20 protein-coding genes are annotated in these 24,653 nt (G+C 74.9%); 11 read left to right on the forward strand and 9 right to left on the reverse strand.

The features are described from left to right. Positions 1–123 precede the first annotated feature (123 nt). Genes I003_RS0106680 through I003_RS0106695 form a run of 4 tightly spaced genes read left to right on the forward strand, consistent with a single transcriptional unit; the run spans position 124 to position 6,141 of the window. Positions 124–1,305: an ATP-grasp domain-containing protein gene (locus I003_RS0106680; RefSeq protein WP_027770806.1), complete on the forward strand. Its 1,182-nt coding sequence runs from the start codon at positions 124–126 to the stop codon at positions 1,303–1,305. Then, entirely contained in the window at positions 1,302–3,179 is a 1,878-nt protein-coding gene (locus I003_RS0106685) for an IucA/IucC family siderophore biosynthesis protein (protein WP_027770807.1), read from the forward strand. Before I003_RS0106680 ends, I003_RS0106685 begins: the two co-directional genes overlap by 4 nt. Continuing rightward, positions 3,179–4,924 (forward strand): IucA/IucC family protein, encoded by a 1,746-nt coding sequence (locus I003_RS0106690; protein ID WP_027770808.1) that lies wholly within the window; start codon positions 3,179–3,181, stop codon positions 4,922–4,924. Before I003_RS0106685 ends, I003_RS0106690 begins: the two co-directional genes overlap by 1 nt. Next, on the forward strand, positions 4,921–6,141 hold the full coding sequence (locus I003_RS0106695; RefSeq protein ID WP_027770809.1) for a type III PLP-dependent enzyme: 1,221 nt from the start codon (positions 4,921–4,923) through the stop codon (positions 6,139–6,141). The genes I003_RS0106690 and I003_RS0106695 overlap by 4 nt, the downstream gene beginning before the upstream one ends. A 12-nt stretch (positions 6,142–6,153) precedes the next feature. Here I003_RS0106695 and I003_RS0106700 read toward each other — a convergent pair whose 3' ends face one another. Then, positions 6,154–7,137 carry a helix-turn-helix domain-containing protein gene (locus I003_RS0106700; RefSeq protein ID WP_027770810.1) on the reverse strand — a complete coding sequence of 328 codons (984 nt, stop codon included), beginning with the start codon at positions 7,135–7,137 and terminating at the stop codon, positions 6,154–6,156. Positions 7,138–7,518: 381 nt separating this feature from the next. On the opposite strand from I003_RS0106700, the gene I003_RS0106705 reads away from it, so the two are divergent. After that, positions 7,519–8,517 (forward strand): esterase family protein, encoded by a 999-nt coding sequence (locus tag I003_RS0106705; protein WP_037720261.1) that lies wholly within the window; start codon positions 7,519–7,521, stop codon positions 8,515–8,517. Between the two features lie 68 nt (positions 8,518–8,585). Further along, positions 8,586–9,341, forward strand: a complete 756-nt coding sequence (locus tag I003_RS0106710) for a C39 family peptidase (RefSeq protein ID WP_027770812.1) — start codon at positions 8,586–8,588, stop codon at positions 9,339–9,341. Between the two features lie 52 nt (positions 9,342–9,393). Here I003_RS0106710 and I003_RS0106715 read toward each other — a convergent pair whose 3' ends face one another. Then, the gene (locus I003_RS0106715) at positions 9,394–10,857 is read right to left on the reverse strand and encodes a glycoside hydrolase family 47 protein (protein WP_027770813.1); all 1,464 of its coding nucleotides are present in this window, start codon (positions 10,855–10,857) and stop codon (positions 9,394–9,396) included. A gap of 253 nt (positions 10,858–11,110) precedes the next feature. Between I003_RS0106715 and I003_RS0106720 the strand changes: the two genes are divergently transcribed. Then, entirely contained in the window at positions 11,111–12,397 is a 1,287-nt protein-coding gene (locus tag I003_RS0106720; protein ID WP_027770814.1) for a low temperature requirement protein A, read from the forward strand. Here I003_RS0106720 and I003_RS0106725 read toward each other — a convergent pair. Both I003_RS0106725 and murA read right to left on the reverse strand, forming a co-directional pair. Next, a complete protein-coding gene (locus tag I003_RS0106725) occupies positions 12,372–12,575 on the reverse strand; it encodes a hypothetical protein (RefSeq protein WP_486584118.1) in 204 nt (67 codons plus the stop codon). The genes I003_RS0106720 and I003_RS0106725 overlap by 26 nt on opposite strands. Before the next feature lie 70 nt (positions 12,576–12,645). Next, complete coding sequence (gene murA / locus I003_RS0106730; RefSeq protein WP_027770816.1) at positions 12,646–13,953, reverse strand: UDP-N-acetylglucosamine 1-carboxyvinyltransferase; 1,308 nt, start codon at positions 13,951–13,953, stop codon at positions 12,646–12,648. 165 nt (positions 13,954–14,118) lie between these two features. Between murA and I003_RS0106735 the strand changes: the two genes are divergently transcribed. Together I003_RS0106735 and I003_RS0106740 are read left to right on the forward strand one after the other, a co-directional pair. Continuing rightward, positions 14,119–14,520, forward strand: coding sequence for a GNAT family N-acetyltransferase (locus tag I003_RS0106735; RefSeq protein WP_027770817.1), 402 nt, complete (start codon positions 14,119–14,121; stop codon positions 14,518–14,520). A gap of 170 nt (positions 14,521–14,690) precedes the next feature. Then, on the forward strand, positions 14,691–15,467 hold the full coding sequence (locus I003_RS0106740) for an NPP1 family protein (protein WP_027770818.1): 777 nt from the start codon (positions 14,691–14,693) through the stop codon (positions 15,465–15,467). Positions 15,468–15,491: 24 nt separating this feature from the next. Here the strand turns inward: I003_RS0106740 and I003_RS0106745 are convergent, their stop codons facing one another. The 3 genes from I003_RS0106745 to I003_RS31625 all read right to left on the reverse strand — a co-directional run bounded on the left by I003_RS0106745 (position 15,492) and on the right by I003_RS31625 (position 19,932). Then, complete coding sequence (locus I003_RS0106745) at positions 15,492–16,280, reverse strand: hypothetical protein (RefSeq protein WP_027770819.1); 789 nt, start codon at positions 16,278–16,280, stop codon at positions 15,492–15,494. A 78-nt stretch (positions 16,281–16,358) separates the two neighbouring features. Beyond that, the gene (locus I003_RS31620; protein WP_051368120.1) at positions 16,359–17,723 is read right to left on the reverse strand and encodes a serine/threonine-protein kinase; all 1,365 of its coding nucleotides are present in this window, start codon (positions 17,721–17,723) and stop codon (positions 16,359–16,361) included. Continuing rightward, positions 17,710–19,932, reverse strand: a complete 2,223-nt coding sequence (locus tag I003_RS31625) for an outer membrane protein assembly factor BamB family protein (RefSeq protein ID WP_051368121.1) — start codon at positions 19,930–19,932, stop codon at positions 17,710–17,712. The genes I003_RS31620 and I003_RS31625 overlap by 14 nt, the downstream gene beginning before the upstream one ends. A gap of 171 nt (positions 19,933–20,103) precedes the next feature. Here I003_RS31625 and I003_RS0106760 point away from each other — a divergent pair, with 171 nt between their 5' ends. Together I003_RS0106760 and I003_RS0106765 are read left to right on the forward strand one after the other, a co-directional pair. Further along, the gene (locus I003_RS0106760; protein ID WP_027770820.1) at positions 20,104–20,592 is read left to right on the forward strand and encodes a glutathione peroxidase; all 489 of its coding nucleotides are present in this window, start codon (positions 20,104–20,106) and stop codon (positions 20,590–20,592) included. 100 nt (positions 20,593–20,692) lie between these two features. Next, positions 20,693–22,126, forward strand: coding sequence for a hypothetical protein (locus tag I003_RS0106765; protein WP_027770821.1), 1,434 nt, complete (start codon positions 20,693–20,695; stop codon positions 22,124–22,126). Between the two features lie 22 nt (positions 22,127–22,148). Here the strand turns inward: I003_RS0106765 and I003_RS0106770 are convergent, their stop codons facing one another. Further along, positions 22,149–23,366: an MFS transporter gene (locus tag I003_RS0106770; protein WP_027770822.1), complete on the reverse strand. Its 1,218-nt coding sequence runs from the start codon at positions 23,364–23,366 to the stop codon at positions 22,149–22,151. After that, positions 23,363–24,625 carry an ATP-grasp domain-containing protein gene (locus I003_RS0106775; protein WP_027770823.1) on the reverse strand — a complete coding sequence of 421 codons (1,263 nt, stop codon included), beginning with the start codon at positions 24,623–24,625 and terminating at the stop codon, positions 23,363–23,365. The genes I003_RS0106770 and I003_RS0106775 overlap by 4 nt, the downstream gene beginning before the upstream one ends. Between the last annotated feature and the right edge of the window lie 28 nt (positions 24,626–24,653).

A 24,653-nucleotide genomic window follows, 5' to 3' on the forward strand; every position in this document is an offset into this window, starting at 1 on the left:
GGGACAGCGGCGCCCGGCCGGATTGCGCACCCCGTGCACCGACGGGTGATCGACAGAGTAAGGTAAGCCTTACCTCTGCCGCCGGTGGCGGGTGCATCCAGGAAGGTGTCAGGTCAGGATTCCGTGCGGTTATATCTGCTGGCGCGCAACCCCACCGACTCGGTCACGGACGGCTTCCTCCCCGCCGCGCGCCGCCTCGGCCTCGACGTCACCGTGCTCAGCGACCAGCCCGGCGCCCACCGGCGGCGCGCCCCGGAACCGGAGACCCTGGGCTGCGAGGTGCGCGACTTCCGCGCCGTGATCGGCCGCATCTCCGCCCACCACCGGCCCGACGCGGTGTTCACCAACAGCGACCACCTGCAGACGCAGGCCGCGCTGGCCGCCGACTACTTCGGCCTGCCCGCCAAGAGCTGGCGGGCCGCCCTCGCGACCAAGGACAAGGCGGAGATGCGCCGCCGGCTCGCCGCCGCCGGCGCCGACCCGGTGCGCGCGGCGGAGCTGCCCCCGGGAGCGGACCCGGCGGGACTGGACGTGCCGTACCCGTGCGTGGTCAAGCCGCGCGAGGGCGTCGCCAGCGAGGACGTGGTGCTGGCCGCCGACGAGGGGGAGCTGGTACGGCGGTGCGCGGAGATCCGGGCACGGCGGCCCGGCGAGGCCCTGGTGGTCGAGGAGTTCCTGGACGGCGAGCTGTACACCCTGGAGACGCTGGGCGACGGCCGCGTACGCCACCTCCTCGGCGGCTTCCACACCGAGCTGTCACCGCCGCCGTACTTCATCGAGGAGAGCATGTCCTACGTGCCCGCGCACCCCGCGCGGGTCACGGCCCAGGTGCTCGCGCAGCTCGACGCGCTCGGCGTCGGATTCGGCGCCTGTCACACCGAGTTCGTGGTGAGCTCCGGCCGGGCGCGGCTCGTGGAGGTCAACTACCGCGCCATCGGCGACCAGTGCGACCTGCTGCTCGCCCGGCTGCTCGGTGTCCCGCTCTTCGCGCACATCCTGCGCACGCACCTGGGCGAGCCGCTGCCCACGGACCTGAAGGTACGGACGGACGGGCGGGCGCGGCTGTCGTACCCGTGCGCCCGCTCCGCCGGGACGCTGACCGCCGCGCCGGGGCCGGCCGACCAGGTGGTGGACGGGGTGGAGCTGACGTACCGCCCGCTGCGCGCAGTGGGCGAGCGGCACGAACTGCACCGCACCAACCGCGATTTCCTCGGCGTGGCCCGCGGCATCGGCACGGACCAGCGGCGGGTGGACCGGGTGGTGGCCGGCTTCCTGGCCGCGCAGCGCTGGGAGATCACGCCGTGAGCGGGGCCGCAGCGGAGCCCGTGGACGGCGAGGAGACGGAGCTGACGCTGCGCGTGCTGAGCGCGTTGCTGCGCGAGGACGTGGCGGGGCTGCGCACCCGTACGACGGTCCACGAGCGGGCGGACGGGCGCTGGCTGCGCCTCGTGGACCCCGCCGGGCCGGGCGCGCTGCTGCTGCCCGTCGCGCCGGACGGGTTCCAGGGCGCGTACGGCGCGCGCCTGCCGCTGCTGCTACGCGAAACCGGCGGCCGGGTCAGCGAGGTCACCGGGCTCGACGCCGTCCTGGCGGCACTCGCCGGGCACGCCGCGCCCGAGGACCGCGGCGGCTTCGCCGACTTCGCCGCGGAGTGCCGGCAGAGCCTGGCCACGGCGCGCCTGCACACCGCCACCTGGGACGGGACGGCCGCGGCGCTCGCCGCACGGTACGGGCCGGACCCGGCCCGCTGGAGGGGCCACGCCGGGACGCTCGCCTACGACGCGCTCGCCGCCCGCCTCGACCACCCCGTCTACCCGGCCTCGCGCGGACGCGCCGGCCTCGGCGCTGCCCAGTTGCGTGCCTATGCCCCGGAGTTCCACCCCCGCTTCGCCCTGCGCTGGCTCGCCCTGCCGCGCGACGCCCTCACCCTGCGCGGGGCCCTGGCCCCCGCCGCCGCGCAAGGGCCGCCCGCCGGCTGGCCCGCCCCCTCCGCCCTCGGTCTGCCCGCCGCGCTGGACCACACCCATCTCGCCCTGCCCGTCCACCCGCTGACCGCCGGCGGACCGCTGGACGGTGCGCTGCGCGCCGCGGGCCTCGCCGGCCGGGCAGCCCTCGCCCCGGAGCCGTACCTGGAGGTGCTCCCGACCCTGTCGATGCGCACCGTCGCCTCGGCCGCCGACCCCCGGCTGCACCTGAAGCTCCCGCTGGCCACCGCCACCCTGGGACTGCGCAACCGGCGCACGATCAAGCCCGCCACCCTCGCCGACGGTGCGACCGTCCAGCGGCTTGTCGAGGAGGTCGTCCGGCGCGAGCCGCGCTTTCGCGGCACCGTGCTGCACGCCGACGAGACCGCCTACGCGCATGCCGGCCACGACCTCCTCGCCGCGCTGTGCCGCCGCCAGCCCTCCGGCCTCGACGGCGCCCTCGTCGTCCCGCTGGCCGCCCTGGCGGCCCCCGCGCCCGGCGGCCGGCTCGTCGTCGACCACCTGGCCGAACGCTGCCACGGCGGTGACCACCTCGCCCTCCTCGACGACCTCCTCACCCTCCTCTTCGACTTCCAGACCACGCTGTTCGGCTACGGCATCGCGCTGGAGTCGCACCAGCAGAACGTCTCGCTCGTCCTCGACCCGCCCGACCGCACCGCGGACGGCCGCCCGCGCGTCCGGCTGCTGTTCAAGGACGACGACGGCCCGCGCATCCACCTCGCGCGGCTGCGCGCCGCCCTCGGGCCCGGGGCACCGGGCCCCGGTGACTTCGCCGACGCCCGCACCCTGTGCGACGGCGACGGGCCGGTGGCCGACGTCTTCGCCACGATCACCGTCCACCTGTGCGCCGGCGCCTTCGCATTCGGCCTCGCCCGGCACGGCCGCGCCCCGCTCGCCGCCCTGCTCGCCCTCGTACGCGACCGCCTCGCCGAGGCCGTCGACCGGCTCGGCACCGGGCCCGGCGAACCGGGGGGCGTACTGCGCACGCACGTGCTGCGCGCCGGGCACCTGCCGGTGAAGGCGATGGTCAGCGCCGGGACGCTGCTGGCCAAGGAGCGCTCGGGGGCGGCCGACATCAACAAGCACTACACCACCGGCCCGAACTACCTTTGCGCCGGGCCCTCCCCGGCAGCGCCGCACGACACCGCCCCGTACCCGTCCGCCCCCTCACCCCGCCCCGGCTGGAACCGTTGATGCCCCTCACCGCCTCACCCGCCACCGTGCCCGCGACGGCCTCGCCCGCCCGGCCGCCCACCGCCGACGAGGCCGTGGCGCACACCCTTCTCAACTGCCTGCTGCGCGAGGTCTGCGGACCCGAGGGGCAGGCCACCGTCGACGGCGGCCGGCTGCTGCTGCGGCTGTCCAGGCGCGGCGTGCTGCTGCGCGTCGCGCTGCGCCGCGCCTCGCTGCTGGGCGCGCACCGCTTCCGCGGACCGGTCGCCGAGTGGCGCGACGGCGACTGGGCGCAGATCGGCTGGCGCCGGCTCGCCGAGCACGTGCAGGACGAGCTGACGGCACGTACGGGCGTGCGCAACGACGAGTTCCCCGAGCAGGTCGCCGCCAGCCACCGCGGTACGTCGGCGGCGCTGGCCGCCCTGCGCGATCGGCCGGCTCCCACGGCCGGCGCCGGGCCGCTCGCCGCGTATCTGCACTCCGAGCAGTCACTCCCCCTCGGCCACCGCTTCCACCCCACGCCCAAGGCCCGCGACGGCGGCACGGCCGCCTGGTCCGCCTACGCCCCCGAGGCCGGCGCCGCCTTCCCGCTGCGCCATCTCGCGGTCCGCGCCCACCTGGCCGCCGAGGAGACCGCACGCCCCGGCGCCGCCACCGCGCTCGACCGGCTCCGCCCGGTCCCCGACGGCTACCGCCTGCTGCCCGTCCACCCCTGGCAGCATGAACTCCTCTCCGGCCACCCGGCGCTGCGCGCCGCCCTCGGCCGAGGGGACGTCCTCGACCTCGGCACCGGCGGCCCGCCGTGCACCCCCACCGCCTCCGTGCGCACGCTGCACACCGGGGAGGGGTTCTTGAAGTTCAGCCTCAACGTGCGCATCACCAACTGCGTCCGCAAGAACTCCCGTTACGAGCTCTCCGGTGCCGTCGCCCTGACCCGGCTGCTGCGCCCCGCGCTCGACGCCCTCGCCGCCCGCCACCCCGCCGCCGCCCTGCTGCGCGAACCGGCCTACCGCACCCTGGCGCTGCCCGGCCCGGCCGGTACGCCGGATCCGGCGCTGCTCGAAGGGTTCGGGGTGATCGTCCGCGACGGGCTCACCGGCGTGCTGCACCCGGGCGTCACCCCGCTGCTCGCCGGTGCCGTCGCGGACGAGTACCCGACGGGTCCCGCGCATCTCTCCCGGCTCCCGGCCGCCGCCCACCCGCAGACGGCCCTCGACTGGTGGTCGGCCTATCTGGCGCTGCTCGTCCCGCCCGTCCTGGCCGCCTACTTCGACCACGGCGTGGTGCTGGAGCCGCATCTGCAGAACGTGCTGCTGTGCGTGGACCCCGAGGGCATGCCGGCACAGGTGGTCTTCCGCGACCTGGAGGGCACCAAGCTGCTGCCCGAGAGGCACGCCGGGGCGCTGGCCGCACTGCCCGCGCAGGTGGCGGGGCCGATGACGTACGACGCGACGCGCGGCTGGCACCGGGTGGTGTACTGCCTGCTGGTCAACCACATCGCCGACATGCTCGCCGTCCTCGCCGACCTGCACCCGCGTGCCGAGGCCGCGCTGTGGGCACGGGTACGCGCGGTGCTGCTGGACTGTGCCCGCGACCTGGGCGACCCGCCCCGGCTGCGGGCCCTGCTCGCCGGGGCGCCGCTGCCCGCCAAGGCCAACCTGCTCACCCGCTGGGGCCGGCGCGCGGACCGCGAGGCGGGCTACGTCCACCTGCCGAACCCCCTTGCCGCACCCGGACCCGACTCGCTTCGCCGGAGCCCCCGTTGACCGACCCGACCCCCGCGGTACTGGACCTCCTCGCGACTCTGGCACCCGAGGAACTGCCCGCGTACGTCTATGACCTGGCGGCCCTGCGCATCCACGCGGCGGCCGTACGTGCCGCCCTGCCGGCGTCCGTCGAGCTGTACTACGCGGCCAAGGCCAACCCCGAACCCCCGGTTCTGACCGCGCTCGCGCCGTACGTCGACGGCTACGAGGTCTCCTCCGGCGGCGAACTCGCCCACGTCGCCGGCGCCGTGCCCGGCCGGCGCCTCGCCTTCGGCGCACCCGGCAAGACGCCCGGGGAGCTGGCCGCCGCACGCGCCGCGGGTGTGCACCGCGTGCATGTCGAGAGCCTGCACGAGCTGCACCTGCTCGGCGAGCAGACCGCGGGCGACGCGCCAGACGCGGGAGCGGACGTCCTGCTGCGGGTCAACATGCCCGTCGCCGACGGCTCGCTGGCGGGCAGCGCGCTCGCGATGGGCGGCCTCCCGTCCCCCTTCGGCCTGGATCCCGCCGACGCGGAGGAGGCCGCGCGGCTGCTCGCCGCGGGTACCTACCCGCGGCTGCGGCTGCGCGGCGTGCACGCGCACCTGGCCAGCGGGCTCGACGCGCCGCGGCTGCTGGGCGTGGCGCGCGCGGTGGTGGCGGGGACGCTGCGGCTCGCGGCACGGGCGGGGCTCGACGCGTCCGGGCTGGAGGTCGACGTCGGCGGGGGGATGAGCGTCGACTACGCGGCCCCCGAGAACCGGTTCGACTGGCGCGGCTACGGCGCGGGGCTGGCGGAACTGGCCGCGGAACACCCCGGGCTGACGCTCCGAATCGAGCCGGGGAGGGCGCTGACCGCATACTGCGGCTGGTACGCGACCGAGGTGCTGGACGTCAAACGCAGCCATGGCGAGGAGTTCGCCGTGGTCCGCGGCGGCACCCACCACCTGCGCACCCCCGCGGCCAAGGGCCATGACCAGCCCTGCACCGTCCACCCGGGGCCCCGCCCGTGGCCGCATCGGTGGCCCCGGCCGGCGGCGCGCGGGACGTCGGTCACGGTCGCGGGGCAGCTCTGCACGCCGAAGGACGTGCTGGCGCGGGGCGTGGCGGCGGCGGGGCTGCGCGCCGGGGACCTGGTGGTGTTCTCGCTGGCGGGCGCGTACGCCTGGAACATCTCGCACCACAATTTCCTGATGCACCCCCGTCCCGGCTTCCACTTCCTCGCAGGGCACGCGTGAGCCCACCGGGGGTCAGCGGCCGAGGAGGTGCCGCCCGCGGGCGGTGAGCCGGTGCACCACGTGTGTGCCCGCGCGCTCGCTCCACACCAGGCCGGCGCCGCGCAGCACCGTCAGATGACCGCTCACGGTCGACGCCGGCATGCCGAGGCGGGCGGCCACGGACCCGGTGGTGGCGGTGGCGGCCAGCGCGTCGAGCACCCGGGCGCGGGCGGTGCCGAGCAGCGCGGCGAGCGCGGCCGGCGGCCGGACGGGGCCGGGCGTCTCCGGGTGGCGGCGTACCGGATAGACCACCACCGGCGGCAGGCTGGGATCGGCGACGGCGATCGGCGCGGTGTGGCAGAAGAAGGAAGGGATCAGCCGTACGCCCCGGCCGCGCAGCCGAAGGTCGTAGTCCACCGGATACGGCGCGGACAGCACCCCGTCGCGCCACCGGAACGGCCGCAGCGTGCCCAGCACCGCGGGCATCCCGCCGTCCAGCGCGGCCATCCGCCACTCGCGGTCCGCGGCGATCGTGGCCTCCACCTCGCTCCATTCCGGCACGATCAGCCGCGCGTGGAACTGCCGTACGGCGTCCGCGATCCGGGCGAGCTGCGCCCGGTCCCCCGCCGCGAGCCGCCGGGTCCAGGCAGGCAGCGGCCGGTGCCGGGCGGCCTCGCGCAGTTCGCGGGCGAGTCGCCGGCCCGGCGTGGCGAGGAGCGTCTCCAGCGCCGCGGACAGGCCCTCCTCGGACTCGACGGGGGTGAGGAAGTCGGGGAAGTACGCGGCGTCGGCGGGCGCCAGGTCCCGCAGCAGCCGGCAGGCGGCGCGCAGTTCGCCGCCGTGCAGCCGCGCTGCGGCACGCCGCCGCCACGGGCGCAGCCGGGCGGGCAGGCGGGCCGGGGGCGTGCTGAGCACGTGCAGCCCGAGGATCGCCTCCCACATGGGATCGGCGGTCCCGGTCAACTGCACGTGCCGGAAGTCGCGGTCACCGAAGTGGATACGGAGCGTGCCGGCCATCCCCGAAGGTTAGGGCCTGTCGCCCGTCTCCCGCCCGCCTTCGGCGGTGGCGGCCCCGGGCGCACGCGCCGTGGGGGCCCGAGGCAGGTGTCCTCGCCGTTGCCGGACGGACGGAGCAGCGCGGGGCACGCGGGCGGCGCGGCCCCGCGAACGACTCGCACCGCCCTCCGTACCGCCCCCGCCCCGGGAGACGACGCGGGATCGACGACCGTCCCGCGGCGCCCGCGGCGGCGCGCGCCGTGGGCTTTTCGACCGAGCCGGAAAAGCCTTCCCCGCCGCGCGGCGGGCCCCCGCCTACGATCCGTGGCCGGACACGGACGCGACGAACCCGGGCCGGCGGACCCCGGCCCGGAGTCAGGTATCGACACGGCCCAGGAGGTCATGGTGAGCGAGATCCGTCCCACCCGCCGACGCGTTCTCAAGGCCGCGGGCGGCCTCACGGCGGCGCTGGCCGCCGGCGGCGCAGGCGTCCTCGCCTCGGCTGCGCCGGCAGGCGCCGCGGACGACGGCTTCGGCCTGCGGATCGTCGACCGCAACGAGTCCGACCCGCGGATGTGGTACTACCGGTTCGCGACGGACGCGATCGGCTGGGACCCCGGCGTCAACGTCCTGCTCCCCGACGGCTACCACGACAGCGGGCTGCGTTATCCGGTGCTCTACCTGCTGCACGGCGGCGGCACCGACGCGGACTTCATCCAGTTCGACCGGCTCGGCATCCGCGCGCTGACCGCCGGCAAGCGCGTCATCGTCGTGATGCCGGACGGCGGCCACGCCGGCTGGTACTCCAACCCGGTCTCCTCCAACGCCGGGCCGCGCAACTGGGAGACGTTCCACATCGCCCAGTTGCTGCCGTGGATCGACGCCAACTTCCGTACCTACGCCGAGTACGACGGCCGCGCCGTCGGCGGGTTCTCGATGGGCGGCTTCGGTGCGCTGAAGTACGCGGCCAAGTACTACGGGCACTTCGCCTCGGTCAGCTCCCACTCCGGCCCGGCGAGCCTGCGCCGGGACGCCGGGCTCGTCGTGCACTGGGCGAACCTGTCGTCGGCGGCCGTGGAGCTGGCCGGCGGCACCGTCTACGGCGCGCCGCTGTGGGACGAGGCGCGGGTCAGCGCCGACAACCCGATGGAGCGCCTCGGCAGCTACCGCGACAAGCGGGTGTTCCTGGTCGCCGGGACCAGCCCCGACCCGGTGAACTGGTTCGACACGGCCAACGAGACCCAGGTGCTCGCCGGCCAGCGGGAGTTCCGCGGCGCCCTCGCCGGGGCGGGCATCCCGCACGAGTGGCGCGAGGAGGCAGGCGGGCACGTCTTCCGCCCGGAGATGTTCCGCCAGGACCTCGTCGGCATCCTCGCCCGGCTGCGCAAGGCGTCACCCTGACGCGTACAGGCAGAGCAGCCGTACGCGCACCACCCCCCACCCGCAAACCCCCCACCTCAGGAGTCCCGATGCACCTGTCCCGCACGCCACGCTCGCCCCGCCCGGGCCCGGTACCGATCGCCCTCGCCACCGCGCTCGCGGCCACCACCGCCTGCGCCGTGTTCGCCGCCCCGGCGCAGGCCCGGCCGGCACCCGGCACGGGACCGGCCGTGGCCTCCGTACTGGAGCACGGCACGGCCTCGGGCACCGCCGTCGTCAGCGGGCACAACCGCCCCGGTACCCGGCTGCACATCGACGGCGAGCGGACCGCGGCGGCGCGCACCCTGGACGTCGACTACCAGGTCCAGGAGACGGGTTACTGGTGCGGCCCCGCCGCCACCCGCATCGCGCTGTCCGCGCGCATCGCCCCGCCCGGCCAGGCCGACCTGGCCGCACAGCTCGGCACCACCGAGGCCGGGACGGACCACATCAGCCAGGTCACCGGCGTCCTCAACGCCAACCTGGGCACCGGCTGGTACGAGACGAAGGAGATGCCGAACGACCCGCCCACGCAGGCACAGCGTGACCTGCTGTGGCAGGACGTCGTGCTCGACATCGACAACGGCTACCCCGTCGTCGCGAACATCGTCGCCCCGCCCGGCAACCAGCCGCCCGGCTACCCGCCGGACCAGACGATCTACCACTACTTCACCGTGATCGGCTACGACGACGCCCAGGGCACCGTCCTCATCGCCGACCCGGCGTCCTTCGGCGGCAACCAGATCTACTGGCTCTCCTTCGACCAGCTCGCCACGCTCATCCCGCCGAAGGGCTACGCCGCCTGACGCCGCCGGGTGTGCCGGGGCCCGTCCTGCGGAGGGCGGGCCCCGGCCGCTCTCACCTGCGCCGGGGAAGGCCGCGCAGGATCTTGCCCTCCGTCGACAGCACGTAGTCGTCCCCGTCGAAGCGGGGGGTGCGCGCGAACATCAGGTACAGGTACTTGAAGTTCTCCGCGAAGGCGTACGCGGGGAACAGGTCGCCCTGGCGCATCGGCGAGGTCGTCACGTCCTCCAGGATCGTGTAGCCGCCGGGGACACGGGCGTGGGCCTTCATGCCCTCGAAGTACTGCCACGCCGTACGGCGGTAGAAGTCGTCCCTCGTCAGCCAGTACAGGTCGAAGGCGCCGTTGACGTACTCGGGCCGGAACTGGTTGCCCGGCGAGGTCGGGGTCATGGTGCTGTAGTCGATCTCCTCGGGCAGCACCGGCCAGCGCTGCAGGACCGACTCCCACGAGCGGTGGTAGCGCTCGCCCAGGCGCCGGTCCCCGCCCTTGGCGACCAGGCCGCCCCAGAACGACGCCAGCTCGGACTGGCGCCGGCCGGTGGTCTCGCCGGTGGCGAAGTCGACCTGGCGGTACCAGACATGGCCGTCCCACTCCTCCACAAGGTGCTCGGTCATGGCGCCGTTGAGCAGCCGCCACCAGCGCAGACAGTCCCGGTCGCCGAACAGCTCCCACGCACCCCACAGGTACTCGTAGAAGGAGTCGACCGGCGGGTTCGGACCCTGGTCCGTCGGGTCGGTCCAGCGCCCGGTCTCGACGTCGAGCCGGGTGCCGAGGAGGTCGAGCGAGGAGCGCCGGTCGAGCACGGCCCGGTAGGCGCGCTTGGCCGCCTCGTAGTACTTCCCGTCGCCGGTGAGCTTCGAGAGCATCCCGAACTCAAGGATGTTCGTGCCGATCTCGGCGAGCGGCGGCGTGGTGCCGTGGACCTCGCCGGTGTGCAGGTTCGCCCGGGTGTACGGGATGCCGGTGGGCGACTTGGTGAACGCGGGCAGCAGCCGGTCGGTGATGTCGACGCACTGGTCGAGCAGCGACTGCCGGCCGGTGACGAGGTGGCCGGCGAGCAGCCCGCCGACGAGCCGGATGATGGATTCGAAGACGTGGAAGTCCGCGTCGATGTCGAAGTCGAGGTTCGCTTCCAGCCAGTCGGCGGCCTCTGTCAGGTCGTCGTCCAGCTCCATCACGTACAGCGTGTCGAGGGCCTCGATGATGGACAGGCCCACGGGGTGGCCCTCGGCGAAGAACTCGCTCGACGTGCCGGAGACGGGCCTGACCTCGTCGTGGCCCCAGGCGGCGGCGCGGTAGCCGTTCCAGGCGTGCAGGAACTCGGCCCGGATCTGACGCGCGGCGTGCGGCCCCGCGGGTACGCGGACCGCGGTCGCGGGGTGCGCCGCCGGGCCCGGCAGGGCCTGGGCCGGCCCGGCCTGCGCGAGGGCGCCGGCTCCTGCGGCGGACGCCGCGGCCGCTGCTGCCAGCAGCCGGCGGCGGGAGAGAGGGGTGCGGTGCTGTGCGGCGGTGCCCATCGATGCTGCCCCTTCGCGGTGTGGACGCGCCCCCGACGCGCCTGACATCGTTGTCACGTGGTCGTGCATCGAGGCTAGCGGGACTTGGGTTGGTGTCAATGGGGCCTGCGGAGTGTCGTGGGGCCTCGGAGGCGGATCCCGCCGCGCGTGCCGGGCGCGCCGCTCGGCCCGTAGGGCAGCGGGCGTACGCGTCCCGGGTGCCCCGCGCGAGTCCTCGCGGCGACGGGCGCCTGATGGGGCATCATCTTGGGCCATGACGGACTCCGCACGCGCCGCCGGGGGCGGGCGGGTGGCACACGGCCGGGTGCCGATGACCGGTCGTGATCCCGGCGAGCGCGGCCGGGCCGTCACGCCGCTGGAGCTGCTGTTCGACCTGACCTTCGTGGCCGCCGTCGGCACCTCCGCCCACTTCCTCGCCGAGCTGGCGGCCGGCGGTCTGGCCGGGCGGGCGGTCACGGCGTTCACGCTGGCGATGTTCGCGATCAGCATCGCGTGGATCAACTTCAGCTGGTTCTCGTCCGCGTTCGGCACGGACGACTGGCTCTACCGCTCGCTGACGATGCTCCAGATGATCGGGGTCGTCGTCTTCGCGCTCGGCCTGCCGGCGATGTTCCACTCCGTGGAAGAGGGCGGCCATCTGGAGATCCGCGCGATCGTCATCGGCTACGTCGTGATGCGGATCGCGATGGTCGCGCAGTGGTGGCGGGCGGCACGGGAGTCTCCCCAGTACCGCGACGTGGGGACGGCCAGCATCCGGTGGACCACGATCGCCCAGGCCGGCTGGCTCGTGGTGGGGTTCACCGGGCTGACCTTCACCCAGGTCTTCGTCCCCTACGCGGTGCTCACCATGCTGGAGCTGCTGATTCCGGTGCTCACCCAGGGCAGTGCGGGCGGGACGCCCTGGCACCCGCACCACGTCGCCGAGCGGTACGGCCTCTTCGCGATCATCACCCTCGGCGAGGTCGTCGTCGGCACCGTCGCCTCCTCCCGCGGCCTTCTCGGCGGTCCGGACGGCACCGAGTGGTCGGCGAACGCCGTTGCCGTGGTCGTCGCCGGCATCGGTCTGACCTTCGGCATGTGGTGGGTGTACTTCCTCACACCTTTCGGCGACATCCTGGCGTACCGGCGCACCACCGGGTACCTCTTCGGCTACGGGCACATCCCGGTGTTCGCCGGTATCGCGGGCGCCGGCGCCGGGCTGCACGTGGCCGGGCTGTACCTGGAGCACGACGCGGCGATCAGCGAGCTCGCGGTCGTGCTGTCCCTGGCGCTGCCCACCGGTCTCTACGTGATCGTGGTCAAGGCGCTGCACCTGCTGCTGCTGTCCGCCAGGGGTTTCTTCCACCTCATGCTGGTCTCGCTCACCCTGGTGGTGCTGGGCGCGGCGGTGCTGATGGCCGTGCTCGGGGCGCCGGTCGCGGCATGCCTGCTGGTCGTGATGCTCGCCCCGTACGTCAACGTCGTCGCCTACGAGACCGTCGGCCACCGGCACCAGCACCGGCTGCTGGCCGACCTCAAAGCCCGCCGTTCCCCGTCGTGATCAGGAACTTGCCCACCGCCACCAGCAGCCCGAAGAGCACCGCGACGCCGATCAGCACCACGGACAGGCCGCGCGCCGCGCGCTGCGAGCGCCCCGACAGCCGCCGCGGCGAGTCGTCGGCCTGCCGGAAACCGGCGGCCACCACCCCGGCGCCGCCCAGCGTCACGGCGGCAGCCACCCACCACCACTCCACGTCCGTCCCCTCCCCGGTTCCGCTCCCGGACGCCCGTCCCGTCCTCCCCGCCGCCCTACTCCTCGCGGCTGCGCAGTTCCAGGCCGAGCGCCCGGAACTGCTCCACGGGCCGGTGGTAGCCCCGCTCGATGTGGTGCACCCCGCGCAGCGTCGATCCGCCGGTGGCGACGGCCGCCGCCAGCACGGCGGAGAACCCGGCGCGGATGTCGGGCATCGTGACGTCCCCGCCGCGCAGGCTGCTGACACCGCGCACGACCGCGGAGTGCAGGGCGCCGGTGTCGTGGTAACGGCAGGCGGGGCCGCCCAGGCAGGTGTCGTACACCTCGATCTCGGCGCCCATGCCCTGCAGCGCGGAGACGTAGGCCAACCGGTTCTCGTACACGGTCTCGTGCAGCACCGACATCCCCTCGGCCTGCGTGAAGAGCACCATCAGCGGGGTCTGCCAGTCGGTGGCGAAGCCCGGGTGGGTGTCGGTCTGGACGGCCGCGGGGCGCAGCCCGCCGGGGGCCGACGCCGTGATCCACTCGTCGGTGATCTCGAACCGGGCGCCCATCCGCGCCAGCGTCGTGATCGGCGTCACCAGCCGGTCCTGCGGGCAGCCGTGCACCCGCACCTCTCCCCCGGTGACCAGCCCCGCGACCAGGTAGGAGAACGCCTCGATCCGGTCGCCGCCGAGCCGGGTGGTGGCGCCGCCGAGCGTGTCGACGCCCTCGACGACGATGCGGCGGTCCGGGTAGAGGGAGATCCGCGCGCCCATCCGCTGGAGGAAGAGCGCCAGCTCGACGATCTCCGGCTCGGTCGCGGCATTGCGGATGACGGTGCGGCCCTCGGAGCGTACGGCGGTCAGCAGCACCGTCTCGGTGGCGCCGACGCTGGGGTACGGAAGGTCGACGCGGGTGCCGCGCAGCCGGGCGGCACGGGCGTGGATGCCGTCCTCGGCCAGTTCCACCTCGGCGCCGAAACGGCGCAGCGCGTCCAGGTGGAAGTCGACCGGCCGGCGGCCGATGGGGTCGCCGCCGACCATCGGCACGAACGCCTCGCCGGTCAGGTGCAGCAGCGGCCCGAGCAGCAGGATCGGGATGCGGTTGAGCCCGGTGAACGCCTTGTCCACGCTCGGATCCGCCACCGGCCCCGGCACGACCGTGACCTCGCCGTCGGTGCGCTCGACCTTCATGCCCACGTGCTCCAGCATCCGGGCGGTGATGCCGACCTCGCCGACGTCGGGCGCGTTGCGTATGGTGCTCGGCCCGGAGCCCAGCATCGCGGCCACCATGTGCTTGCTGACCGCGTTCTTCGCCCCGCGCACGGTGACGTCACCGCGCAGCGGTCCGGACGGCTCGATCTGCCACAGCTTCCCAGTCACCCGTGCAGCCTACGACCGCGCCTCCGGGCCCTCTCCCCCGCCCCCGTACCGCCCACCCCCGCAGCTCACGGCGCCGCTGTCCCGATTCGGCGAGTAAGACCGCTGCCCGGCCCGCGGCGACCAGTCCGGTGCCATGCCGCCCGCCGGTGACCGTAGGCTCGCGCGATGACGATCACCTACGAGTGGCGCGGCGACGTCGGCAACGCCGACGTCAATGCCCTGCACGCCGAAGGCTTCCACCACCGCATCCTGGACACCGACTGGCGCGCGCAGCTGGACCGCCACAGCCTCGGCTGGGTGTGCGCCCGCGACGGCGACGCGCTCGTCGGCTTCGTCAACGTCGCGTGGGACGGCGGCGTGCACGCCTTCCTCCTGGACACCGTCGTGCCGGCGGCCCGGCGGCGCGAGGGCATCGGCGCCGCGCTGGTCGCGGAGGCGGTCGCCGGGGCCCGCGCGGCCGGGTGCGAGTGGCTGCACGTCGACTTCGACGAGGGGTTGCGCCGGTTCTATGTCGACGGCTGCGGCTTCCGGCCGGCACCCGCGGGCCTCATCCGGCTCGCCGGCTGACCCACGGCGACCGCGGCGAGAGCGCGGCTCCACCGCGCGGCCACCGGCTTTCGCCGGGGCCGCCCCTTCACATGTCGCCCATGGGCGGCTTTGCGCCGTTGCCCGGCCGGTGGCCGCACCCGGAGGATGAGCGGACGTCGGGGCGCCGTGAAGCCGCCAGGGGAGGCCGTATGAGGTCGAGCAGCCGTATCCGTCGCGTATCGGCCGTCGTGGGCGGCGCGTTCGCGCTCGTCGTCGCCTTACCGCACGCCGCCTCGGCGGCCGTTGCTCCGCCGCAGGCGCTGCCGGCGAACGCGGACGGCCTGGAGCAGACCTTCCAGCCCGCGTACGACTACGACACCGACGGCTGTTATTCCACCCCCGCCATCGGCCCGGACGGCACCGTCAACCCGGGCCTGGAGCCGGGCGGCGCCCTCGACGGCGACTGCCGGGACGCCGCGGACCTGGACAACACCAACGGCTACTCGCGCGCGAAGTGCAACAACGGCTGGTGCGCCGTGGTCTACGGCCTGTACTTCGAGAAGGACCAGGCCCTGCCCGGCACCGGCCTCTTCGGGCACCGGCACGACTGGGAGCACGTCGTGGTGTGGATCCAGAACGACCAGGCGCAGTACGTCTCGACCTCGGCGCACGGCGACTTCTCCACCTACCCGCGCGATCAGATCCGGTGGGACGGGACACACCCCAAGGTCGTCTACCACAAGGACGGCATCGGCACCCACGCCTTCCGCCCCGCCACCGGCAACGACGAACCGCCGGAGAACCACCAGGGCGCCTGGCAGTTCCCCGACCTGGTGGGCTGGAACGGCTACCCCGCGGGCCTGCGCGACCGGCTCGCCACGACGGACTTCGGCAGCGCCAACTTCGGGCTGAAGGACTCCTCCTTCGTCTCCCATCTGCGCAAGGCACTGCCCGCGGGCATCCCGTTCGACCCCGGTGCCCCGTAGCCCGCGGGCGCGTTCTGCGGCCTGTCACTCACCCAGCATCCGCAGGTGCTTCTTCTCGATCGTCGCGGTGAGCAGCAGGTCGGTGATGAGGTTGTGGTTGAGGGCGTTCCCCACGGGCGGCGGTACGTCCTTGGCCAGCATCCCCGGCACCCCGTCACGGCTGAGCTTCTTGCGCACCCCGGCGACGATGTGCGCGGCGCTCTTCTCCGTCCAGTTGCGCGCCGGGTCCAGCCGCCTCAGCTCGTCCGCGACCTGCGCCCAGGTCAGCGGCTGGGGCTGCGGGTCGCCCTGCAGATAGCGCTGGGCGAGGCAGACGAGCACCAGCAGTTCCTCGTCGTCGAGGTCGCGCTCCTCGCCGAGGGTCGACTCCTCCTGCACGGTCGGCCCTCCGATCGTGCCGCCGGGTCTGGCCGCGGATATGCGTACCTCCAGCAGGTGGTCCTGGCGGGGCGAGACGACGAACAGCGGGGTGTAGCCGGCGGGCAGGAACGCCTGGTCGCCGCCGTGCACCAGCCGGGAGTCGGGGAAGCGGATCGGCCGCCTCCCGGTGTTGGTCAGCACCCAGCGCGCGTACTCCCTGGTCAGCATCCCCTGCCGGCGGCTGACGTGCTTGTCGCCGCCGCCGACGCAGACGTGCACCTCGGGCTCGTTGCGACCGAACACCACCGGGAAGCCGGCGTCCGGGGCCACGCTCATCCCGCCGTTCGAGCCGAGCACGAAGAGCGTCTCCGGCTGCGGCGGCGCGTCGGCGGGAGGAAGCCCTCGGCTCAGGCTGCCGACTTCCTTCGGCAGCAGAGTGATCTTGCTCGCCATGGCGGGTTACCCCCTTCTCCGGGTGACTGCGCCTCACCGTAACCATCCCCGTCCCGGAGGGGTCCCGGGCTCGGGAGACTAGGCGCGCGCATCGGCGGACGGGACGGCGAAGGCGACCTCGCCCCCGGCCTCCGCGGTGTACGGGCCGGGGCCGCGCACCGCGGCGGGGATCCCGGGGCTGGGCGAGCGCTGGGACGTCTGCCGGCGGCCGTCGACGTGGATCTCGTAGGTCACCTCGCCGAAGTGGGACAGCTCCAGGCTCCAGGCGGCGGACCCGTTCTCCCGGGGAACCTCGACGGTCTTCCGCCAGGGCAGGGCCACCTCGGTGAGCGTCACCGGCTTGCGGTTGACGGAGTACGTCATCTCCTGGACGGGTCCGTCGCCGGTGAGGACGAACTCGACCGCGACCGGTTCGAGCGGCGGCGGGGGCTCGGGCTCCCTGACGTCCGGGGCGGAGTCATGCTCCGCGGTACGGGCGTCGTTCCCCGCCTCCCGGCTCGGTGGTTCCTCGCGCAGGGCGAGCAGGACGACGGCGCCGGCGCCGGCCGTGAGCGCCGCGGCACCGCCGAGGAGCAGGCGCCGGCGCGGCGACCCGGTCGGCGCCAGCGGCGGGTTGGCGGCCTCGCCGGCGTGCGCGTCGATCGCCGCGAGGACCGGCGCGGGCAGCCAGGCGGCACCGGGCGGCGGGGCGTCCCGTCCCGGGTCCGCGGCGAGCCGGGCGCCGATCGCGGCCGGCGTGGGGCGTTCGGCGGGCTCCAGCCGGCGGCAGTCGGCGATGAGCTCGCGCAGGGCGTCGTCGTCCTCGGCGCGGGGCTGTTCGTCGGACTCGGTGCCGCCGCGGGCGTAGGCGTAGGCGAGCGTGGAGCCCAGCGAGTACACGTCGGTGGCCGGCCCCGCTTCGGCACCGGCGACCTGCTCCGGAGACATGAAGCCGGGCGTGCCCGCGAGCGCGGCGGGCTGCGCCGCGGCGGCGATGCCGAAGTCCACGAGCTGGGGCCCCTCGGCGGTGAGCAGCACGTTGGCCGGCTTGACGTCGCGGTGGACGACCCCGGCGCGGTGCACGGCGGCCAGCGCCTCCGCGAGCCCGGCGGCCAGACGGCGTACGGAGTGGGCGGGCAGCGGCCCGAACCGCTCCACCGCCTCGTGCAGCGAGACGGACGGCACGAACTCCGTCGCCATCCACGGCACCTTGCCGCCGGGGTCGGCGCCGACGACCGGCGGGCTGTGCACACCGCCCGCGGCGGTGGTGGCCGCGACCTCGCGGACGAAGTGGTCCCGGCCCTCCGGCCGGCGCAGCCGCTCGGGGTGCACGACCTTGACGGCCACCAGGCGCCCGCCGCGGGAGCGGCCGAGATAGACGACGGCCGTGGCTCCGCTGCCGAGCCGCGCGAGGATGCGGTGTCCGCCCAGCGAGCGGGGGTCGTCGTGCTCAAGGGGCTCCACTCGTGCCTCCGTTACGCCGCCGTTCGGTGGGGGGTCTGAGGGCTTGTACGTACCCGTCGGGGAGGCCGGCGAAGACCAGCCCGGCGGTGGCGGTGACGGCCTGGACGTACTCCGCGCCGTCGTACGTCCACAGGACGCTGCGGTCGGCCGGATCCAGAGCGTACAGCCGCTGCCCCCCGCCCGTGGTGCCGTCTTCGGTCACGCTCCCCCGGACGTGCAGGGCACCGCCGGCGAGGCCGACGAACTCCGCGTCCGGCAGGGCCCAGACGGTAGCGCCGTCGTCCGCGCGCAGGGCGCAGAGCCGGCGGTTCTCGCTGACGAACAGCATGCCGGCGCCGGCGGCGTGGACGGTGCTGGGGTACGTCAGGCGCTCACGCCAGGCGACCCGACCGTCCGGGGTGAGCACGACGAGACTGAGATAGGCGTCGCAGACGAAGACGAGGCCGTCCGCGGCGAGTACGGCGGTGGTGTTCTGGGCGGGGCGGCTCCACCGCTTCTCGCCGTCCGCGGCGTCGAACGCGGTGACCTCCTCGCCGTCGTCGGCGAGGAGGAGGCCGGAGCCGACGGTGAGGGAGAAGGCCGTGGTCTCGTGGGACCAGCGTTCCTCGCCGCTGCGGCTGTCCAGCGCGACGACGCCGTCGGCGGCGACGTAGGTGAGCCCGCCGGCGGCGACCACGGCGTCCACGAAGCCGAACTCCGCCGCGTGCGACCACCGTTCACCGCCGGAGGCGGGGTCGAGGGCCCGGACGCGCTGGGTCTCGGCCCCCGGCGGGCCGACGAGGTAGGCCCCGCCGCCCCCCGCGGCGAACTCGCCGTCGTCGCCGGAGCCCCAGCGGCGCCGCCACAGCTCTTTGCCCGTACGGGGGTCGAGGGCCTGCACGCCGCCCTTGTCACCGCCGTGGGCGAAGAGCACCCCGCCGGCGGTGTGGAGGCCGGTGGGATGCTCACCGCGGTAGCGGGCCCGTTCCCGCCAGACCTCCCCGGCCCGGGGCGGCGACGCGGCCGGGGTGCCGGAGTCCCGGCCCCGGCCGCCGTCGCCGGACGGCGGGGAGTCACCGGACCCGTCGAGCAGCGGACGGGCGAGCGCCGCCGCGCCGGCGAAGCCGGTGGCGGTCAGCCCGAGGAGGAGGGCACGGCGGCGGGCGCCGCGGGTGCGGTTGCCCGGAGCAACGGACGGGCCGGTCCCGCCGCGGCGGTCTCCCGGGCCCTTCTCCCCCGCCGCCCCCCTCCCGCCGGTCGAGCCGGTCCAGCCGGTGGCCGCCGTCTCGGCGAACGGGTCCGCGGTCACCTCCCCGGGCCGTACGGCGCGCGCCGCGCCTGACCGCGGCCACGGCTCGCGGGCGGTGCGGGCGTCGATCTCCTCCGCGAGCGGCGCGGGCAGCCAGCGCGTGCCGTGCACGCTCGCCGCGGGCTCCCCGAGCAGGTCGAGCAGCGCCGACGCGACCGGCCGCCGGCGCGGCTCCGCGCGCAGGCAGGCCGCGACGACGGACCGCAGCCGGCGGTCCGTCACACCCCCGAGGTCTGCCTGCCCGCGCTGGATACGCTGCAGCGTGCCGGCCCGGTCGCCCGCGTCGAACGGCGCCCTGCCCGCTGTCGCGTACGCGAGCACCGAGCCGAGGGCGAACACGTCGGCCGGCGGCCCGGCGCGCCCGCCCGCGGCCTGCTCCGGCGACATGAATCCGGGGGTGCCGATGAGCGCGCCGTCCTGGGTGAGGGTCGCGGAGTCCTCGGGACGGGCGATGCCGAAGTCGATGACGCAGGGGCCGCGGGGGGTGAGCATGATGTTGCCGGGCTTGAAGTCACGGTGCACCAGACCGGCGCCGTGGATTCCGGCCAGCGCCTCCGCGAGTGCGGTGGCCAGCAGCCGCACCACGGCGGCGGGCAGCGCGCCGAACGTCCTGACGGCCTCGTCGAGGGAGAGGCCCGGCAGGTATGCCGTCGCCAGCCACGGCTGCTCCGCGTCCGGGTCGGCGTCGACCAGCGGCGCGGTGTACGCGCCGGTCACCGTGCGGGCGGCGGCGACCTCGCGGCGGAAGCGGGCCCGATAGCGGCCGTCGCCGACCAGCCGGGGCCGTACGACCTTGACCGCCACGAGCGTCCCGGCGGGCGAGCGGCCGAGATAGACGACGCCCATTCCGCCGGCGCCGAGCCGCTTCAGCACGCGGTACCCGCCGATCTCCCGCGGATCCCCGCGCTCCAGCTCCGCCAACGCGCCCTCCCGTCCGCGTCCCGGCAGCCGTGCCCGTGCCGTGCTCCTGCCGACCAGCCGAAGCGTAGGCCCACCGGGCCGCCTCCGGTGATCCGCGGATGGCAGACTTGACCCGGGTACGGGTGATGCCGTACCCGGAGCGATACCGAACGCGGAGAGGACCTGCTTGCCATGAGTCTGTACGACGTCGAGCTGCGCACTCTGGCCGGCGAGCCCGCCTCGCTGGCGCAGTTCCGGGGCACGGCGGTGCTCGCCGTCAACGTGGCGTCGAAGTGCGGGCTGACGCCCCAGTACGCCGGCCTGGAGAAGCTGCACGCGCAGTACGCGGCCCGGGGCTTCACGGTGGCCGGGTTCCCGTGCAACCAGTTCGGCGGCCAGGAGCCGGGCACGTCGGAGGACATCGCGGAGTTCTGCTCGGCGACGTACGGCGTGACCTTCCCCCTGTTCGAAAAGCTGGAGGTCAACGGTCCGGATCGGCACCCGCTCTACCGGGGGCTGGTGCAGACGCCGGACACGGACGGCGCGGCGGGCGACGTGCAGTGGAACTTCGAGAAGTTCCTCCTGGACGCCTCGGGCAAGCCCGTCGCCCGGTTCCGCCCGCGGACCGCGCCGGAGGACACCGCGCTGGTCGCGGCCGTCGAGTCGGTCCTGCCGCGCTGACGGAGCGCTGCGTCCACGGGGGGGGCGGACGCCAACGAACGTGCAACGATCCCCCGTTCGGCGCGCCGGTGGCCGGCCCCGCGCTGCGACAGTGGCGCACATGACCCGCCGCGCCGCACTCCCCGCGCTCGTTCTGTGCCCCCTGCTGCTCCTCACCGCCTGCGGTGACGAGGGCGGGGGCAGGGACGGGCGCCCGTCGCCCTCGGCGGACGGCGCCTCGGCGGACGGCGTGCCCGCGCCGCCGACCGCGAGCCGGGCACCGGCGCAGGGCGAGGGCTCGCAGGACCCCGACGACGTCAACGGCGACGGGCACCGCGACCTCCTCGTACCGGTGTTCGCCGGCGACGACCCCCAGACCGCCGAGGAGCGCCTCGGCGTCGTCTACGGCTCGCCCGACGGCCTGGACCCCGCGACGCGTACCGTGCTCAAGGCCGCCGACCTCGGCTTTCCGGACGACGGTCCCGGACCCGCCCGCCTCTCCGTCGACCAGGTGACCACCGCCGACCTCGACGACGACGGCTTCCCCGACTTCGTCACGACGGCCGCGGCGCCCGGGGAGCAGCAGGAGGACTGGCTCCAGCAGCCCTACGTGAGCTTCGGCGGCCCCCGGCTGCCCGTCGCCGAACCCGAGGCGGTCGGCCTGCGGCTCCCGGCGGGGATGACGGGTGTCGATGCGCCGGTACGCGGAGACTTCGACGCCGACGGGCACCACGACCTGGTGATGCAGGAGCAGACCACCTCGCACCTGGTGGTGATGTACGGACCCTTCTCACGGGCGGGCGAGCCGGCCCGCGTCGACACCGGCCTGCCGTACGAGGACGCCAGTGCCCTCCTCGTGGACGCGATCGACCCCACCGGCGAGCCGCGGGCGACCTCGCTGTTGCTACGCGGCCTCACCGACGGTGAGCAGGCCCGCAACACCCTCTATCCGGCCCGCAACGGCACCGGACTCTCCGGCGACGTCCGCGAACTGCGTCTCGGTAGCGCCCACGCCTTCGGGGACTTCGACGGCGACGGGCAGCGCGACGTCGCCGTGGGCGACGACTTCGGACGCAACAACGAACCCGGCTACGAGACCGAGAAGCCGGAGGTCCATGGCAAGGCCACGATCTACCCCGGCGACGGCGGCGAACCGGTCCGCCTCATCCTGCCCGAGCCGCCGGAAAACGAGAGCACCGACTACGGCCCCGGCGGCTTCGCCGCCGCCGACCCCGACGGTGACGGCCGCGACGCCCTGCTCGTCTCGACGTACGAGGACGCCACGCTCATCGACGGCGACACGCGCACCTCCGTCCTGCGCGAAGGACCGGCACGGACCGCCGACGGCGAGAAGACGCCCGCGAAGGACAGGAACGCCCGGCCGGCCGGCGCCGCCGATTTCGACGGCGACGGCAGGGACGAGCTGATCCTCACCTGGGCGCCCGACCCGCTCTTCGCGCTGTACGGAGAGAAGCCCGCCTACTGGTGGATCACCGACGGGGTCTCGGAGCGGGACACGGTGACGTTCGCCACGACGGAATTCGCGCCCCGCTGAGGCCGCCCGCTCCTCGGTGTCCTCAGCCGGACGGGGCCCGGCGCGGCGGCAGGCAGAGCCGGGCGGACCACACCCCGGCGGCGGCGACCAGGGTCCACAGCGCCCAGGGTCCGACGGCGTACGCGGCGCCGCCCAAAAGCGGCCCGGCGCCGGTGCCGACGGTGTATGCGGCGCCGTGCAGGCCCTGGTAGCGGCCGGTCATGTCCGGCGGGGTCAGGCCGCCGAGGTAGGCGTACGCGACGGAGCTGGTGATCATCTCCCCGCAGGTCCACACCACAACCGTCGCCGCCAGCAGGGCCATGTCGGTCACCAGCCCGGTGAGCGCCAGGCCCACGCCGACCAGCAGGTTGCCCGCGGCGAGGACGTACTCCGGCCGGCGGCGGGCGACCGCTGCGGTGGCGGGCAGCTCCAGGGCCAGCACCAGCAGGCCGTTGAGCCCGATGAGGAGGCCGAAGTCCCGGGCGCCGAGGCCCGCGTCGGTAACGTGCAGGGGCAGGCCGACGGTGGACTGGATGTAGACGAACTCGGCGACCGCGGTCATCAGCAAGAAGCGCAGCAGAGTGCGGTCGGCGAGCGCCCGGCGGTAGCCGGCGGCCCGTTCCGCCCGCCGCTCCGTCTCCTGCCGCGGGCGGGGCGCGTCGCGCAGCAGGGCCGCCACGACCACGGCGAAGAGCAGGCAGGCGGCGGCGTTGCCGAGGAAGAGCTGCGTGTACGAGGCGCCGGCCAGCACGCCGCCGACGACACCGCCGAGCGCGGCCCCGAGGTTCATCGCGGCCCGGAACACGCCGAAGGCCGCCAGGCGTTGCCGGCCGGTCGTCACGGAGTCGAGCAGCGCCGCGGCGGCGGCCGGGCGGTAGACGTGGGAGGTCACGCCGACGAGCCCGACGACGGTGACGAGGGCGGGCAGCGGCGCGAGGAACGGCACGGCGGCCGTCAGTCCGGCGGTGGTGACGCCGGACAGCACGATGGTCCAGCGCCGCCCGAGGGTGTCGGCGAGGTAGCCGCCGAAGGTGTTGCCGAGCACGTTGCCGAGACCGGAGACGCCGAGCACGAAGCCGGCGGTGCCGGCGGAGTGGCCGCGCTCGGTGAGGTAGAGCACGATGAACACGGGCAGGAAGTTGCCGACCCGGTTGACCAGGATGCCCAGGCTGATGATCCACACCCGCCCGGGCAGGTGGCGCAGTTCGTCGCGGAACCGCTGCCCGGCGACGTCCGGCCGCCCCGGCGGAGCGGCGCTCACGGTGCGGGCTCGGTGCGTATGCCGACCGCCGCGGCGAGGCGGCGGGCGTGGGCGACGGCCTCGGCGGCGGTGGCGCCGCGGGTGAGGACGTGCCCGGCCTTGTCCTCGTTCCAGCTCAGCGGGGGAACGACGGCGCCGGGCCGCACACCGAGCCGGAGTTCGACGCAGGCGGGGTCCGCACGCACCTCGTCGGCGCCGGTGACCTCCACCACGCGGCCGGGTTCCGGCGTGAGGAACCGTACGGCCGCACCGCCCCGCGGCTCGGGTGGCGCGGCCGGCGGGGCGAGGATGCCGAGCCCGGCGGCCAGGGCGTACCGCTCCATGTCGACGCCGTAGGCGAGCGCGGTCAGCTCGTTGATGCGGTCGCCGCCAACACGGTTGTGCGACTCGATGATCCGCGGGCCGCGCGAGGTCAGCCTGACCTCGGTGTGCCCGGGGCCGTTGCGCAGCCCGACCGCGTCGAGGAAGTCCGTGACCAGCCGCGTGACCTCCCGCAGCGTGCCGGGCGGCACCCCGCTGGGCTGCGCGTGGCCGACCTCCACGAAGCCGGCGCCACCGGTCTCCTTGTCGGTCACCGCGATCACCACGTGCCGGCCGTCGAAGCTCAGGGTTTCCACGCTGATCTCCGGGCCGTCGAGGTACTCCTCCATCAGGAACTCGTCGAAGGGGGCGGCGTCGGAGAGATCCCGTGCACTCCACTCGCCGTCGAGTGACCGGAACCGCGCGGCGACGGCGTCCACGCCTTCCCGGTCCCGTACGTGGAACACCCCCAGGCTGCCCGACTCGCGGACCGGCTTGACGATGATCGGCAGCCCGTGCGCCGCCGCGAACTCCCGGACGTCCGCCGCCGACCGGCCGACCGCGGCGGCCACCGGGCTGACGCCGCGCGCGGCCAGGCGCCCGCGCATCCGCGCCTTGTCCAGCAGCAGTTCCACGGTCTCGACGGACTCGCCGGCCAGCCCGAGCGCCTCGTTGATCCGCGCCGCGGGCAGCAGCCCCAGCTCGAAGAGCGACACCGCCGCCCGCAGCGGGTACGCCGCGTGCAGCGCCCGCACCAGCGGCAGGAGACGGCCGGTGTCCCCGTAGTCGAGCAGCAGGGCCTGGTCGACGTACGGCCAGTGGCCACGGTCGTAGGCGTCGGGGTACTGGACGTGCACGACGTCCAGCCCGAGATCCCGGGCCTTGCGCACCTGCGCGAGCGTGCCGCCGACGACGAGCACGCGGGGGCGTGCCGAGGCCGGAGACCGGGAGCTGTCCATGAGCGGTTCCTTCTTCCGTGCGGTCGGA

This window comes from Streptomyces sp. CNQ329, from assembly GCF_000482585.1.